The following is a 15,462-nucleotide window of genomic DNA, read 5'->3' as shown; positions in this document are numbered from 1 at the left end:
GACATGACCACCAGCTCTGAACTGAAGTCCGTATCGCTCACCGGCAAGGACCTGCATCTGTCCTTCGGTGCCAACAAGGTGCTTCGCGGCGTCAACCTGCACGTCGACGCCGGAAACACCGTCACCGTCATCGGGCCCTCCGGTTCGGGCAAGTCGACGCTCCTGCGCGTGCTGAACCGTCTGCACGAGCCTGAGCAGGGTGACGTGCTGCTCGACGGGAAGTCCGTCCTGAAGGACAACCCCGACGAGCTTCGCCAGCGAATCGGCATGGTGTTCCAGCACTTCAACCTGTTCCCGCACAAGACCGTCGCCGAGAACATCGCGCTCGGGCCGAACAAGCTCAAGGGGTTGTCCAAGGAACAAGCTCGGGCGCTCGCGCTCGAGCAGCTGGATCTGGTGGGGCTCAAGGAGAAGGCGGACTCGCGGCCCGGCAACCTTTCCGGTGGTCAGCAGCAGCGCGTCGCCATTGCCCGCGCCTTGGCGATGAAGCCCGAGGTCATGTTCTTCGACGAGGCGACGTCAGCTCTCGACCCCGAACTGGTCAAGGGCGTTCTGGCGTTGATGGCCGATCTCGCGAAGTCCGGTATGACCATGGTCGTCGTGACGCACGAAATGGGCTTCGCGCGTTCCGTTTCCGACAAGGTGCTCTTCATGGACCGCGGCGCCGTTGTCGAAACCGGTACTCCGGAACAGCTTTTCGACGATCCCGAGACCGATCGACTGCAGGCGTTCCTGTCACAGGTTCTCTGACCCAGGACGCTTCAGAGATCGACGGGCGTTGATCCTCGACGCCTGAAGCATCAGATGATCACGTTCGGCGAGGTTGGATGCCTTGTGCGCTGCATCGGCATACAACCTCGCCGCCGTCTCCACGTCTCCGTCGCGTTCACGGAGATAGGCCTCGACTGCGGCATGGCGTGGAAGTGAATCGTCCAGCGCTGCAAGAGCTGCCAAGCCGGCGCGTGGCCCGTCCGCCTCGCCGACCGCCACCACTCGGTTGAGCCGGACGATCGGGCTGTCGGTCAGGGCTGCGAGTTCGTCGTACCACTCCACGATCTGCACCCAATCGGTCTCGTCTGCTGTGAGAGCGTCGGCATGAAGTGCGGCAATCGCGGCCTGGGCTTGGAACTCACCCAGTCGGTCGCGAGCGAGGGCTCCCTGAAGGATCACGACCCCTTCCGCGATCGTCTCGGTGTCCCACCGTCCGCGGTCCTGCTCGGCAAGCGGAACCAGGCTGCCGTCTGCGGCAGTGCGCGCGGCGCGGCGAGCGTGATGAAGCAGCATCAGAGCGAGCAACCCCGCCACCTCGGGATGATCGATCGCAGCGGCGAGCTGCCGGGTGAGCCTGATGGCCTCGGCAGCCAGGTCGACGTCGCCGGAGTACCCCTCGTTGAAGACCAGATAAAGGACACGTAGAACGGTGGCGACATCGCCGGGTTGCTCGAACCGCACGCCGGAGACCGTGCGCTTGGCTCGGCTGATGCGCTGAGCCATCGTCGCCTCAGGCACCAGGTAAGCCTGCGCAATCTGGCGAGTGGTCAGCCCGCCGACAGCGCGCAGCGTAAGTGCAACGGCGGACGACGGCGTCAACGACGGGTGAGCGCACAGAAAGTAGAGCTGGAGTGTGTCGTCCACGCCCGGCACCGACCCGCTGACCGGCCGCTCGCCTGGCTGCTCGTCAACCAGAAACTCCCGCTTGCGACGAGCCGCATCCGACCGGATCCCGTCGAGGAACCGCCGCCAGGCCACTGTGACCAGCCAGCCCTTCGGGTCCCGCGGCGGGTTGTCCGGCCAGGTCCTGACCGCCTCGAGCAGAGCATCCTGCACGGCATCCTCGGCCGACGCGAAATCTGCTCCGCGGCGAACGAGGATGCCGAGCACGCTCGGAGTCAGACTTCGAAGCAGCGTGTCGTCCATGAGAGTCGTCAGTCCGTGATGGTCGGCGGCTCGGTCAGGAACGGGCGCAGTTCGAGCCATTCGTGAATCGGCTTCCCGCCTGCGCCGGGCGCGGCCGAGAGCTCCCCGGCCAATTCGACGGCTCGGTCGTAGTTGTCGACGTCGATCACCATCCAGCCGGCAATGAGGTCCTTGGTTTCCGCGAACGGGCCGTCGGTGACCGGCGGGCGACCCTCACCGTCGTACCGGACAAAGGTGCCCTCAGGAGCGAGAGCCTGACCGTCGACGAACTCGCCCGCCTTCTCGAGCCGATCCGCGAAGTCCTGCATGTACTTCACGTGGGCCGTGATCTCTTCCGGTGTCCACTGGTCCATCGGCACGTCGTTGACTGCAGCCGGAGCGCCGCGGTAGTGCTTGAGCAGCAAGTACTTGGCCATCGTGAATCTCCTCTGTGTCGGTGCCACCCATTCTGGTCGCACTTCACTACAGGGACGAAGCAAGTCGGGGATTCTCGACATCGCAGGGCCTTCGGCCCTAAATCCACCCCTGCCGGCGGGCGATCACTGCAGCTTCGTGCCGATTGGCCGCACCGAGTTTGGTGACAGCTGACGACAAATAGTTTCGGGTGGTACCCGCAGACAGGTGTGCCCGGGAAGCGATCTGCTCGATGGATGCCCCGTCGGCCGCGTATTCGAGTACGTCCGCCTCGCGCGGAGTAAGCGGTGAGTCGCCGGCGCCGATCGCCTCGGCAGCCAACGACGGGTCGACGTACCTCCCACCGGCATGGACGCTGCGGACCACCTCGGCGAGCGTCGCCGCAGGCGTCGTCTTCGGTAGAAATCCGCGGACACCTGCTGACAGTGCCTTCTTCAAGTACCCAGGACGCCCGTGGCTCGTCACGATGATCGAGACGCACCCCGAGACCGTCTGCGCAATCTGTTGCGCCGTCTCGATGCCGTCGATACCCGCCATCTGAAGGTCGAGCACGGCTACGTGAGGTTGATGCTTTGCAGCAGCGATCACGGCATCCTCGCCGGATTCGGCTTCTGCCACGACGACGATGTCGTCCTCGAGCGACAACATCATGGCCAGAGCCGAGCGGATCAGGTTCTCGTCGTCGGCCAGCAGTACCTTGATCGGCTCGGTCACCGAGACTCCTTCGTTCGGGACGGAAAGTGGGCGGTGAGGGTGAAGCGATCTTCGTCCTGGACGGTTTCGACAGTTCCTCCGACGGCGCCGACGCGCTCGCGCAATCCGTTCAGACCGGTTCCGTTGTTCGGCTCTGCGATCCGTGCGCCGTCGTTGGCAATCACGACGCCGTCCGCGGACACCTCGATGCTGCAATTCTCGGCACTGGAGTGCCGGAGAATGTTGGTCACGCCTTCACGGACGACCCACGCGGCGGCCTCGGCCAGTTCCACCGGCAGTTGATCTGCCGATCCACGTATCGCGGTGGAGATTCCGGCGGCCTCGAGCAGAGACTGCGCACCGGCCAGCTCCGATGCCAAGGCGATGGACCGGTATCCCCGAACCAACTCGCGCGCTTCGTCGAGAGAATCTTGCGCAAGTTCGCGTACTTCGTCCATCTGCGCGGCGGCACGATCGTCGCCGCGTCGTGAAAGAGTGGCTGCAAGTTCGCTTTTCACCGCAATTGCAGACAGCGCACGCCCGACGACGTCATGGAGATCGCGCGAAAATCGCAACCGCTCCTCGGCGACGGACAGGGCAGCGGCAGCTCCGCGAGCCTCGTCCAATTCGGTGACCATGCGAAGCAGCCACACCGACATGTAAACGGTCAGCCCCATGAAGGCGGCGACGATTCCGACGGACACGCCGCTTTCCGGACCCGCAAGCAGTCCCAGTACAACCCCGGCGGCCACCGAGCCCACGATCAGCCAGCGCAACGACGTCAACCCAGCAAGGGGCACGACAAGGATTGCCGCGAGCCAGAAGTACGGGCCGTTCTCGCCATTGCTTCCCAAGGCGATTCCCGCCGAGCAGAACGCGGACAACGTCATCACGGCAAGAGGAATCTGGACGGGCTTGGCCACGACTCCGCCCAGATCTGACATCCGAGAGACGGCGATGCCGCACGCAACGGCACTGATTCCGAGGAAGACACCCGACAGGTACCGATCCGCAACGATCTCGGTGACCGCACCGAAGCCACCGAAAACCACTGCGACCATGATGAACGATTGCCGCGTGTAGAGGCGAACCTTGTCGACGTTCGACGCGGTTCGCCACGTCCGTCTCGGATTCCAGCGTCCGAAGTTCTGCGCGATCATGCCCACTACCTTCTCAGAGTTCTACGAACGCGGTTCCCAGCGGAAGTGGACGTTCGCGATCAGAACCGAACCGACGATCCACGCCAGCATGACCAACAGCGGTTGCCCAGCCGAACCGAAGGTGTCGACAAATCCGGCCGCCGCACCGGGCGCATCGCCCAGATCAGCCAGTTCGCCAGTGGTCCGCCCCAGCCATCCGAGATTGAGAAGGTCGACTACTGCGGCCAGCGGAGTGAAATCGAGAATGCGAGCAACGTTGTCCGGCACGACATTCCTGATCGAAGACATACCTGCCGTCGCCAGAATCAGAATCGGCATGCAGGTGATCTGCGCCGCCTCTGCATTTCGCGTGACAGCCGAAGTGATCAACGCCAGCGCCGTGAAGAGCGCGGCGCCGCCGATCACCGCGACCAGCACCAGCACCGGATTGACCGGGGCACTGCCGCCCAGAACCATCACGGCGATTCCGACGACCACCGTCAACAGCGCGGTGAGAACCCACGACGGCACTGCCGGGCCCGCCAGGATCTCGGCGTCGCTGCATTCCCCGGTCCGTAGTCGCTTGAGAACCAACTCGTCACGGCGCGTCGCGTACACCGACAGCAGGTTGTAGAAGACCACGAAGACCAGAAGGAACAGTGCAAATACCTCGAGGCCTGCCGACACCGACTTGTCCGACAGCCCGCCGTCTCGCGACAGGTACAGCATTCCCACGGGAAAGATCAGCGGGAGGACGATTGCATTGAAGAGCAACAGTCGATTTCGTCCCAGGAGCGTGAACTCCGAACGAGACAGGGTTGCGATGCGGTTCATGCCGATGCTCCTTCGCGAGTTGCGTGATGATCGAATTGGTCTGCAATGGAGAGGAATACTGTCTCCAGGGACGCCGCTCGGGCATCCAAGCCGGTCAGCAAGACATCATTGTGCTGCGCCCACAGCAGCAGTTCCGTCAGCGTCTCCTGGACGGTGCGAGTGGTGATCACCACCAGATCGTTTTCGACGCGCACCTCGGCGCCGGCCAGCGCTGGGAGCGGAAGACCGGGGCGGTGCAGTTTGATCTGAGCGGGATGATCTGCGACGACGTCCGCCACGGTTCCGCTGCGCACGACCGATCCACGGTGCATGATCGCCAATTGGTCGCACAAGGATTCAGCTTCGTCGAGGTAGTGCGTCGTCAACATGATGGTGACGCCCGACGCTTTCAAGTCAGCGATCAATTGCCAAGTGTTACGACGACTTTCGGGATCCAAACCAGTAGTCGGTTCGTCGAGGAACAGTACGAGTGGCCGGCCGATGATCGCGCACGCCAGATCCAGTCGCCGGGCCTCACCGCCCGAGAGGAACTTCACGCGGGTATCGCCACGGTCGCGCATGTCCACGCGCTCGAGCACCTCGTCGACGGGAAGCGGATTCGAGCACGTTCCGGCCCACATCGCCAAACTCTCACGAGCAGTCAGGTCTTGGGGAAGCCCACCCTTCTGGAGCATGATGCCAAGCGACGGTCGAATCTGCTTGCGGTTGCGCACCGGATCCATTCCCAGAACGCGCACCGTACCGGCGCTGGCTCGTGAAAGGCCCTGAATCACTTCGAGAGTGGATGTCTTGCCGGCACCGTTTGTTCCGAGGAGGCCGAACAGCTCACCTTCCTGAACACTCAGATCCAGATTGCGAACAGCATCGAACGCCTCCTTGCCGGAGCCGTAGCGCCGCGACATTCCGACTACGTCGATCACGGGATCGCCCTTCATCGCTGCGCCTCCTCTCGGTTCCAGCTGCGCAGTCCGATCGTGAATCGAATGCCCGCGTAGACCGCGAGAGCGGCAACAAGAATCCAGGACACCGGATTGGAGCCGATGATCGCGAATACCCCTCCGATGATCGCGATGTTCACCACGATCACAACAAGTTCGCGGCCCATCGTGGGTGCGGGTCCGATGTCCATCAGGTCCGTCAGGAGGCTTCCCTCATGTGGTTCTCTCATGCCTCCAAGCCTCGCGGGAAGTCCGCGACGAAAACAGTGCACAGCGTCATCACCTGCGGTGACACCGTCATGGATCGGCGATGACAAATGTCATGCGACGTCCCCGCGGGGACGCGTCGTAAATTGCAGGTAAGGGTCGCCTCGTTGTTTTGCCGTTCATTTTTACGTTCCTTTACCCTCGCTTAGAGCTTCTACGGTTCCCGAAGTCCGTACATCGAATCTCGGGAGTTCACGGTGGCTATCAAGCCTTTGGCCTTGTTCGTCAAACACGACGGCGTGTCTGCACGCGCGTCGATCACCTGCCAGTACAAGTGCGGAAACGCGTGCTCTCATGAGGTCCCCAACACCTCGGGCGGCGAATACTTCCGCGATATCGCACGCACGGCACTGACTCGTCGCGGCATGCTCCGGGGCAGCGGCATGGCAGTGCTCGCGGTGGGAGCGGGCAGCGCCCTCGTCGCATGTTCGGACGAATCCGCAAGTGCCGAAACGGGAACCGGATCAACGAGCGGCAGCAGCGGCGGAACCACACCAGCGGGGACGAACTTCGACGCCGTCGCGCCCAACAAGGAAGACAAGGTCACCGTCCCTGACGGATACGATCAGGCCGTCGTCATCCGTTGGGGTGACGCCGTTCTCGCCGGAGCCCCGGCATTCGACTTCGACAAGCAGACTGCGGCAGCACAGGAACTGCAGTTCGGATTCAACAACGACTTCGCCGGACTGCTCCCGGTCGACGGGCAGCCCAACACCTACCTCCTCGTGGTCAATCACGAATACTCCACCGAGCCGGCGATGTTCCGCGGCTACGATGCGGAGAACCCGACCGAGGAGCAGTTCAAGATCGGCCTGGCCAGCCACGGACTGTCGGTCGTCCAGGTCAAGGGCGAATCCGACAACGGCAAGCTGGTACCGGAGATCGGATCGAACAACCGCCGCATCACCGGAACCACGGAGTTTGTCGTGACCGGCCCCGCTGCAGGTAGCGACTTCCTCAAGACGAGTGCCGATCCCACGGGAACCAAAGTGCTCGGCACCCTCAACAATTGCGCTGGCGGCGTCACACCTTGGGGCACAGTGCTTTCCGGCGAAGAGAACTTCAACCAGTACTTCGCGAACGCCGAGGGTGTCACCGATCCCACGGTGGCAGCACGGCTGAAGCGCTACGGTCTGGCCGGAGCCGCTTCCGAGCGCAAGTGGGAACGCTTCGACAAGCGGTTCGATCTGGTCGCAGAACCCAACGAGGTCAACCGATTCGGATACGTCGTCGAGATCGATCCCTGGGATCCGTCGTCGACTCCGATCAAGCACACAGCGCTCGGACGTTTCAAGCACGAAGCCGCCACCATTTACATCACGTCGGACGGTACCGTCGTCGCCTACAGCGGCGACGACGAGCGCTTCGACTACATGTACAAGTTCGTCTCGAGCCGAAAGATGCAGGACGGCAAAAGTCAGGCAGCCATGCGCCACAACATGACTCTGCTCGACGCCGGAACACTGTACGTTGCAAAGCTCAGCGGAAACTCCGCCGGCGAGATCGACGGAACCGGCAAACTCCCGTCGGACGGCAAGTTCGACGGAACCGGCGAGTGGGTAGCCATCCTGCGCACCGGCGAAGACGGCAAGGGCGAATCGCTGGTAGACGGTATGAGCGCCGAAGAGGTCGCCGTCTTCACCCGCCAGGCCGGTGACAAGGTCGGGGCAACGAAGATGGATCGCCCCGAGGACTTCGAGGCAAACCCGAAGAGCGGCAAGGTTTACGTCGCACTGACCAACAACACCAAGCGCGGAGTCGACGGTGGTGCCGCGGCCGACGAGGCGAACCCGAGGAACAACAACAAGAACGGCCAGGTCCTCGAAATCACCGACGACCACGCCGGCACCACCTTCGGCTGGAATCTTCTTCTCGTCTGCGGAGATCCGGCCACAGCCGATACTTACTTCGGCGGGTTCGACAAGAGCAAGGTCAGCCCCATCTCATGCCCGGACAACCTTGCCTTCGACCCGCACGGCAATCTGTGGATCTCCACCGACGGCAACGCACTCAAGTCCAACGACGGACTGTTCAGCGTTGTCCTCGAAGGCGAAAACCGCGGTGAAACAAAGCAGTTCCTCACCGTTCCCGTCGGCGCCGAAACCTGCGGCCCCATCGTGGACGAGAAGCGCGTCATCGTCTGCGTCCAGCACCCCGGCGAGACCGACGACGCCAGCATCGAAAGCCCCGCATCCCATTGGCCCGACGGTGGTTCCGCCCAGCCTCGCCCGTCGGTAGTTGCAGCCTGGAAGAAGGACGGATCTCGGCTCGGCTCGTAACACACACGAAAACGACTGTGGGGCAGATCGCATACTCTGCGATCTGCCCCACGTCGTTTACCTCAGATTCTCAAGAGAATCAGTTGTCACCATCCTCGCGACGCTTACGCGTCAGGAGAACAACACCCGTTCCCAGCGCCAGCAGCAGAACCAAACCGCCTGCCGCGAGCAACCCGGTGTTCACGCCACTCTCACCAGCGCCACCACCCGAGTTGATCGTTCCACCCTGAGGAGCAGACGTCGGCGGCTTCGGCTGACCCGGCTGACCCGGGTTTGCTGTCGGCGGCTTCGGCTGTCCCGGAACCGTGCTCGGAACCGGCTGACCCGGAACCGTCGGCGGTACGACGATCGGAGGCACAACGACGATCGGGGGAATGATGATCGTCGGTGTAACCGGCACCGTCGTGTTCGGAACCGTCGTGGTCGGCGGAACTGTCGTGACCGGCGGCGTTGTCGTCGGCGGCGTCGTTGTCGTCACGCCACACGGATCCACAATCTCCTCCGCGACAACTTCTTCTGTCGTGGTCTCCTCTGTGGTGGTCTCCTCCGTGGTGGTGGATTCCTCCGTACCGGTCACATCAGCGTCACCGGCAGTGGTCGCGCTAGCCGTCGTCGTCGCAACCGTTGTGGTCGGAACCATCCGCGTGGTCGTCGTCGTCGGAGGAACACAGGGCTCCGTCGTGACCGGCGGCGTCGTGGTGGTCGTCGGAGGCACCGTGGTGGTGGTCTCCGGCGGGTCCACCGGGTGTTCGGTGCAGAGAGCGTCGCCCGGAACACAGTCCACCGGCGGGTTCTCGCCACCAACCACCAGGTAGTTGTTCAGGACGCCCGGAGTGAATCCGGGACCTGACAACGTTCCGATCTCAGGATTGACCTTGACGGTGTACGTCACCGTCGCGCTCTCACCCTTGGCCAGCTTTCCGGTGACCGTGAAGACGTTGTCGACGACACCCGAAACAACCAGCGTGGAAGTAGTAGCCGGATTCTTCGTCATTACTGCATCGTCGAGAACATCGGTCAGATCGTCGTAGAAGCTGATCTCACCATCCGCGGTGCCCACATTCTTGAACGTGAGCGTGTACGTGATCTCCTGGCCGCCAACCACACGGTTCGTGGTGGACGGGTCAGAGGACTTCAGTACCTCGATTGCGGGAGTGCCATCAACCGGGTGTTCGGTCGTGACCGGCGGAGGAGTGATCTCCGGACCGGTCGGCGGCTTCGCAGTACCGGTGACCTTGTTGTTGACCAGAACCCCGCCGGCAACACCGTCGTTGACCTTCACCTGATAGGTCAGAACAACCGACTTACCGGCCTCGAGTGCACCCGTCCAGGAGAGCGTGGTGCCCTCGAGGGTCGGAGCAGTCGCGTCGACACCGTCGACCGTTGCCTTGAGCGAACCGTCCACCAACGCGGCGTTGTCGAGAACCTTCGACAGATCATCGGTCAACACCACCGGATCAAGGGTCGTGTTACCCGTATTGGCACCGGTCACCGTGTACGTGATCGTCCGACCAGCAGCAACATTGGTACCCGAGACCGGATCCGCAGTCTTCGCGACCGTGAACCCCGGAACCTGAACCGGATGCGTCGTGCACAGCTGCGTCGCCGGATCACACACCTCCGGAGGATCAACCGGAGGAGTCGTACCCGGAACAACGAAGTTGTTCAAGAACACCCCACCGACGACATCGGCATTGACCTTCACCGAATACGTCACCGTCTTGCTCTCACCGGCCGCCAAGGTTCCCGTCACCGAGAAACCATCCGTGCCGACCATCGCAGCAGCCAACGGAGCCTCAGCAGTCAAACCACTGAGAACACCCTTGTCCACAACCTGACGCAGATCGTCGAAGTACGCGACCTCACCCGCACCGTTACCGGTGTTCGAGAACGTGAGCGTGTACTTGATGTCCTGACCGGCAACAACATTCGAACCCGACACCGGATCAGAAGACTTCACCACAGCGATCTTCGGAGAGACCACCGGATGCGTCGTGCACAGCTGCGTCGCCGGATCACACACCTCCGGAGGATCAACCGGAGGAGTCGTACCCGGAACAACGAAGTTGTTCACGAACACCCCACCGACGACATCGGCATTGACCTTCACCGAATACGTCACCGTCTTGCTCTCACCGGCCGCCAAGGTCCCCGTCACCGAGAAACCATCCGTGCCGACCATCGTCGCAGCCAACGGAGCATCAGCAGTCAAACCACTCAATGCACCCTTGTCCACAACCTGACGCAGATCGTCGAAGTACGCGACCTCACCCGCACCGTTACCGGTGTTCGAGAACGTGAGCGTGTACTTGATGTCCTGACCGGCAACAACATTCGAACCCGACACCGGATCAGAGGACTTCACCACAGCAATCTTCGGAGACACCACCGGGTGTTCGGTCGTGACCGGCGGAGGAGTGATCTCCGGACCGGTCGGCGGCTTCGCAGTACCCGTGACCTTGTTGTTGACCAGAACGCCGCCGGCAACACCGTCGTTGATCTTCACCTGGTAGGTCAGAACAACCGACTTACCCGCCTCGAGTGCACCCGTCCAGGAGAGCGTGGTGCCCTCGAGGGTCGGAGCAGTCGCGTCGACACCGTCGACCGTCGCCTTGAGCGAACCGTCCACCAACGCCGCATTGTCGAGAACCTTCGACAGATCATCGGTCAACACCACCGGATCAAGAGTCGTGTTACCCGTGTTCGCACCCGTCACCGAGTACGTGATCGTCTGACCAGCAGCAACATTGGTACCCGAGACCGGATCAGCAGCCTTCGCGACCGTGAAACCCGGAACCAAGTGATTCGTCTCCACAGAAGGAGGAGTGATCTCCGGACCGGTCGGCGGCTTCGCAGTACCGGTGACCTTGTTGTTCAAGACTGTGCCCGCGGCAACGCCGTCGTTGACCTTCACCTCATAGGTGAGAACGACGGACTTACCGGCTTCGAGAAAACCAGTCCACGAAAGGGTGGTGCCCGACAGAGTCGGATCAGCGGCAGGAGCACCGTCGACGGTCGCCTTCAGCGAACCGGGAACGACAGCGGCGTTATTGAGAACCGCACCCAGATCATCGTTGATCTTTACCGGATCGAGCTTCGTCTTACCGGTGTTGGTTCCGGTGACGGTGTACTTGATCGACTCGCCCGCCTGAACCGTCGAACCGGAAATCGGATCAGCAGTCTTCTCCAGTTTGAAGCCGGGAACCGAGTGATTCGTCTCCACCGTAGGAGGAGTGATGTCCGGACCGGTGGGTGGCTTCGCAGTACCGGTGACCTTGTTGTTCAGAACCGTGCCCGCGGCAACGCCGGCATTGACCTTCACCTGGTAGGTCAGAACAACAGACTTACCAGCCTGGAGATTGGCGGACCACGACAAAATGCTGCCCGACAGGGTCGGAGCAGCGACAGCAGCACCGTCGACGGTCGCCTTCAGCGAGCCCGGAACGACAGCAGCATTGTTGAGAACCGCACTCAGATCGTCTTTGATCGTCGCGGGAGTCAGGGCCGTCTTGCCGGTGTTAGCACCGGTGACCGTGTACGTAATGGTATCGCCGGCCTGAACCGTCGAACCTGTCGCGGGCACAGCGGTCTTCGCGACCGTGAACCCGGGCATGGGATGCGTCGTGCAGAGATTGGTTGCAGGATCGCATGTTGTGGGAGGAGTTGTTGTCCCCGGAACGAGGTAGTTGTTCAGGACTTTGTTGCCACCGTCTTTGACCGTGACGGTGTAGGTGACAGTCCCTTTGCCGCCGGCTGGCAATGTGCCGCCGACTTTGATTTTGTCGGCGCCGTCCAATGCAGCGGTGAGTCCGCCTGTAGCAGCACCGACCGCAACCGTTCCGTCATCAATGACGTCGGCAAGGAAGTCCGTGTAGTCGATCGTTGCCGGCGCAGTGCCGGGATTCTCGAAATTCAGAGTGTAGGTGATTGTTTGGCCGATATTGACCGTCTCACCGGTAGGTGGTGACGACGACTTCTTCACGAGAACCGGAGTGTTCTTGACCTTGCAGTACACGTTGTCGCCCGGTGTGAGTGCTGCCTGCGCAACGTCCCCGACCCTGAGCGCCTGGGTCACACCGTTTACCTGGCAATCCCATGACGTCGCATAGTTCGCGGTCTTGGTCGCCGAGGTAGTTGGCTTCTCCCAGAACGTGACAGGAGTAGGTGTCGTATCTGCGAGGAGCGTACGCCAGCCAGTCGATGCCGTCGTATCTGTAGCGCCGGTCGTGGTGCTCTTGATCTCGGTCGCTGCAGCAGCACCCGCGTTTGCGTGGTGGCCGGTGCTCATGCCGATAGTGAAATCGTCACCGGGGGTGACGCGCGTGAGGTCCTTGTCGATCTTGACCTTCGAGAGCAGGACACCGAAAGCCAGACCCTGACGAGAGGTCGCCAGAACGGTATTACCGAACGTCGCCGCGAAGTTGGTTGGAGCGGTCGATGCAACAACCAAAGTGCCCGGCGAATACTCCTGGTTGTTGACCAGGTTCCAAGAATCGCATCGGACGGTGGTGGCGGGCATAGCCGTCAGCCCACCGTCACAAGCGCGAATTCCGGGATAGCCAGGTTCGTCAACACCAACTGTGCGCGCGATTTGTCGCAGCGGCTTGTCCGAATTGAAGGTGAGGAACTCTTTGTCGGTTGATGTGTTTGCGTCAGTCGACTCGGCATCGGCTGCTACGAGACCGTAGTTGTACACCGTGCCATTGGGCCCGGTCATCACGATGTTCTTGAGCGACACCGTCCCGCCGGATTGTCCATTCACGGAGGACTTCTGGTAGATCGCGGGCTTGATCGTCGACGGCACACCCGTGTAGGCGGACGTTCCCAGCGCTGAGTAACTCAACGTGGGGAGTGCCTTCGCTTCGACCCCCTGATGCGTCTTTCCTGCTACCGAGTCGGTGAGGAAAGCCTTGAAGTTGATCTTGTAGCCCTCGGTGAGCTGGATTTCCATCGACTGCCCGGCCGCGGATGTGGCCGCGGCTTCGTTGAGCGCCGACATGTCGATCCAACAGATGTTCTGCGAGAAAGGGCCAGTGTTAGGGGCGCTGAAGGCACAGCCCTTTGCGGGCTGTTCGTCCGGCAGGACAGCAGCACGAGCCGGCGTCTGAGCCTGAACGGGACCGCCGAGCGTCGCGGCCGGCTGCGCTGATGCAGCTACTGCCGTCGCGCCGGAGAGGCCGAGAATCATCGCGATGGCGGTCCACACCACCGTCCACGCTCGCACCCAGGGCGGGAGCCCTGCGGTGAATAAGGCCGACCTTGTCGGCGGTATGTCGTTAGGCATTTCTTACTCCCCAGGATGTGCCTGATCGATGTTCGGTGGACGGAGATGCGAGAGCGCTGGCGCGAACTCCCGATTGATCGGTTGGTTCGGGTCGATCCGCCTGTTTTCGGCTGATCGACCTCACACCGGACGCTGTTGCCGGTCCTGTCATTCGAGCTCCTCTTCGGAAACACCTGCGTGTTGGAAGAGCCGCCCTGAACAGGACCTTGGCCCTCGAAATCCGTGCAAATCGAGAGCAACCTTCCAGTTATCTGGTTCAAGATAACAGATAACCGGGAGCTTGCCCATCGAAAGTCAGACAAAGCAGACCGATCGACGTTTTTGTTCGTAGATCGGACAAGCTTCGAGGAGCAGCGTTGTTCAAGCGGACAATTCAGCCCTCGGAGTACGGCACCGCTCCGAACGCGATGGCATTCGGCGTTTCCGCTGACCAGATCGGGTGACGACCAACTTCGAGGGCGACAAGGAATCTGGACAAATGCCCAATATGGATAAGGCCTGTTGGATGCGCCACAGCGCCTCGAACCATGAGCGGGAACTCCGTACTGAATGGAGGCCGATCACCCGTGCGAGCACGTCGAAATTTTTCGAATTGATCCAGACCACACCCGGCGACGGCTGCCGGTAACGAAGTACTCCGGGGCTCCGATAATTGGATTGCGAGGTGCCATCTTCGACCGAAACCGAGCGGGCGCCTTCGAGCCAGACCCAACTTCAAGTCCGTTTTGTAGCTTTTCAATTGGAGCGGTCCTGCTCATTTTCTGCCATAGCTATCTTCTGATCCTGCTCAGCTAGTCGAAAGTTCAGCGACTGTGGCTACCACTCGGCAGAATTCTCGTAACTGGCGAGCAACAACCGGACTAACCGGCCAAGATTCGCAAGAGTGCCAAAAAGGGCCCTTCCGCGTTCCTCGAGACAAATGCCTCGAGGGCGAAAGGGCCCGAACCGGGCACCACGGAGCCAAGGGCCCCGCCGCAAGCTAGCTGCTGCCGAACCCCACACTGTTGGCGTAGCGATCGAAATCGCCCTGCGCTCCGCTGTAGACGTTGATATCAGTGTTTCCGGTGATCCCGGGGATGCGTCCGGTGCTGGTGTACTGCCAGAAGGTCCAGTTGGACCAACCGCCGGGCAGCGGGCCCGGAGCGTTCTGCCCGTTGTAATCGGCGATCCACAGCGGGTAGTGGTTGAACTCGGTGGTGTTGGCCATCTGAGTGCGCCAGAAGTTGGGATACGTGTAAATGATTGGCTGCCGCCCGGTGAGTGCCTGGACTGTATTCAGGTAGCGATGAGTCCAGTCGATGACCTGACCGGCGGGCAGTCCCTTCGCGTCCTCGAGATCCAGTACGGGCGGCAGGTCACCAGGTCCGTTGATACCCAGGACGATCGCCGAATAGAAGGCGGCCTGGGCTTCGGGGGACTGGCGAACATCTGCGTAGTGGTAGGCCCCGCGCGAGACGCCGGCAGCCCGCATGACCAGGCAATCCTGGATGAAGTACGGATTGACGTAGTTGAGCGACTCGGTGGCCTTGACCATCGCGAACTCGTGCCCTGACGCCTTGACCTGGAACCAGTCGATTCCGGTTCCGTCCACGTGCTGCCACGACGAGACGTCCGGGCCGCGGGGAGCGTCGGCAGCGGCGAGGCCAGGTGCCGTGATCGCGATGGCAGCTGCCATCGCGATCGGGGTGAGCTTGCCC

General features: G+C 61.9%; 11 protein-coding genes. 2 read left to right on the top strand and 9 right to left on the bottom strand.

Annotated features, from left to right (window positions below):
* Window positions 1-3 precede the first annotated feature (3 nt).
* Entirely contained in the window at window positions 4-750 is a 747-nt protein-coding gene (locus tag B0E55_RS07650; protein ID WP_019746137.1) for an amino acid ABC transporter ATP-binding protein, read from the top strand.
* Here B0E55_RS07650 and B0E55_RS07645 read toward each other — a convergent pair.
* From B0E55_RS07645 to B0E55_RS07615, 7 genes are all read right to left on the bottom strand, one after another.
* Entirely contained in the window at window positions 736-1,917 is a 1,182-nt protein-coding gene (locus B0E55_RS07645; RefSeq protein WP_070386712.1) for an RNA polymerase sigma factor, read from the bottom strand. The two genes, B0E55_RS07650 and B0E55_RS07645, sit on opposite strands and share 15 nt — an antisense overlap.
* Before the next feature lie 8 nt (window positions 1,918-1,925).
* Window positions 1,926-2,333 carry a YciI family protein gene (locus tag B0E55_RS07640; protein WP_021346141.1) on the bottom strand — a complete coding sequence of 136 codons (408 nt, stop codon included), beginning with the start codon at window positions 2,331-2,333 and terminating at the stop codon, window positions 1,926-1,928.
* Between the two features lie 97 nt (window positions 2,334-2,430).
* Complete coding sequence (locus B0E55_RS07635) at window positions 2,431-3,045, bottom strand: response regulator transcription factor (protein WP_019746140.1); 615 nt, start codon at window positions 3,043-3,045, stop codon at window positions 2,431-2,433.
* On the bottom strand, window positions 3,042-4,184 hold the full coding sequence (locus tag B0E55_RS07630) for a sensor histidine kinase (protein WP_047889971.1): 1,143 nt from the start codon (window positions 4,182-4,184) through the stop codon (window positions 3,042-3,044). Before B0E55_RS07630 ends, B0E55_RS07635 begins: the two co-directional genes overlap by 4 nt.
* 21 nt (window positions 4,185-4,205) lie before the next feature.
* The gene (locus B0E55_RS07625; RefSeq protein ID WP_080909401.1) at window positions 4,206-4,997 is read right to left on the bottom strand and encodes an ABC transporter permease; all 792 of its coding nucleotides are present in this window, start codon (window positions 4,995-4,997) and stop codon (window positions 4,206-4,208) included.
* Complete coding sequence (locus tag B0E55_RS07620; protein ID WP_080909400.1) at window positions 4,994-5,932, bottom strand: ABC transporter ATP-binding protein; 939 nt, start codon at window positions 5,930-5,932, stop codon at window positions 4,994-4,996. Before B0E55_RS07620 ends, B0E55_RS07625 begins: the two co-directional genes overlap by 4 nt.
* Window positions 5,929-6,165, bottom strand: a complete 237-nt coding sequence (locus tag B0E55_RS07615) for a hypothetical protein (RefSeq protein ID WP_019746144.1) — start codon at window positions 6,163-6,165, stop codon at window positions 5,929-5,931. Before B0E55_RS07615 ends, B0E55_RS07620 begins: the two co-directional genes overlap by 4 nt.
* Before the next feature lie 234 nt (window positions 6,166-6,399).
* Between B0E55_RS07615 and B0E55_RS07610 the strand changes: the two genes are divergently transcribed.
* Window positions 6,400-8,481, top strand: a complete 2,082-nt coding sequence (locus B0E55_RS07610) for a PhoX family protein (RefSeq protein WP_080909399.1) — start codon at window positions 6,400-6,402, stop codon at window positions 8,479-8,481.
* A gap of 79 nt (window positions 8,482-8,560) precedes the next feature.
* On the opposite strand, the gene B0E55_RS07605 is transcribed toward B0E55_RS07610, so the two are convergent.
* On the bottom strand, window positions 8,561-13,765 hold the full coding sequence (locus B0E55_RS07605; protein ID WP_241896029.1) for an isopeptide-forming domain-containing fimbrial protein: 5,205 nt from the start codon (window positions 13,763-13,765) through the stop codon (window positions 8,561-8,563).
* 979 nt (window positions 13,766-14,744) lie between these two features.
* Entirely contained in the window at window positions 14,745-15,440 is a 696-nt protein-coding gene (locus B0E55_RS07595) for a glycoside hydrolase family 25 protein (RefSeq protein WP_370334015.1), read from the bottom strand.
* Window positions 15,441-15,462 lie beyond the last annotated feature (22 nt).

The sequence above is a fragment of the Rhodococcus sp. 66b genome, assembly GCF_002076325.1.
GTDB classification, from domain to species: Bacteria; Actinomycetota; Actinomycetes; order Mycobacteriales; family Mycobacteriaceae; genus Rhodococcus_F; species Rhodococcus_F erythropolis.
The sequence above is the reverse complement of the archived record's forward strand: the minus strand, read 5'-3'. Positions and strand labels throughout refer to the sequence as shown.

What these genes read in the sequence shown, in the direction of transcription:
- B0E55_RS07650 (WP_019746137.1), top strand. Translation starts at nt 4, where the DNA reads ATGACCACCAGCTCTGAACTGAAGTCCGTATCGCTCACCGGCAAGGAC.
- B0E55_RS07645 (WP_070386712.1), bottom strand. Translation starts at nt 1,917, where the DNA reads ATGGACGACACGCTGCTTCGAAGTCTGACTCCGAGCGTGCTCGGCATC.
- B0E55_RS07640 (WP_021346141.1), bottom strand. Translation starts at nt 2,333, where the DNA reads ATGGCCAAGTACTTGCTGCTCAAGCACTACCGCGGCGCTCCGGCTGCA.
- B0E55_RS07630 (WP_047889971.1), bottom strand. Translation starts at nt 4,184, where the DNA reads ATGATCGCGCAGAACTTCGGACGCTGGAATCCGAGACGGACGTGGCGA.
- B0E55_RS07625 (WP_080909401.1), bottom strand. Translation starts at nt 4,997, where the DNA reads ATGAACCGCATCGCAACCCTGTCTCGTTCGGAGTTCACGCTCCTGGGA.
- B0E55_RS07620 (WP_080909400.1), bottom strand. Translation starts at nt 5,932, where the DNA reads ATGAAGGGCGATCCCGTGATCGACGTAGTCGGAATGTCGCGGCGCTAC.
- B0E55_RS07615 (WP_019746144.1), bottom strand. Translation starts at nt 6,165, where the DNA reads ATGAGAGAACCACATGAGGGAAGCCTCCTGACGGACCTGATGGACATC.
- B0E55_RS07605 (WP_241896029.1), bottom strand. Translation starts at nt 13,765, where the DNA reads ATGCCTAACGACATACCGCCGACAAGGTCGGCCTTATTCACCGCAGGG.
- B0E55_RS07595 (WP_370334015.1), bottom strand. Translation starts at nt 15,440, where the DNA reads ATGGCAGCTGCCATCGCGATCACGGCACCTGGCCTCGCCGCTGCCGAC.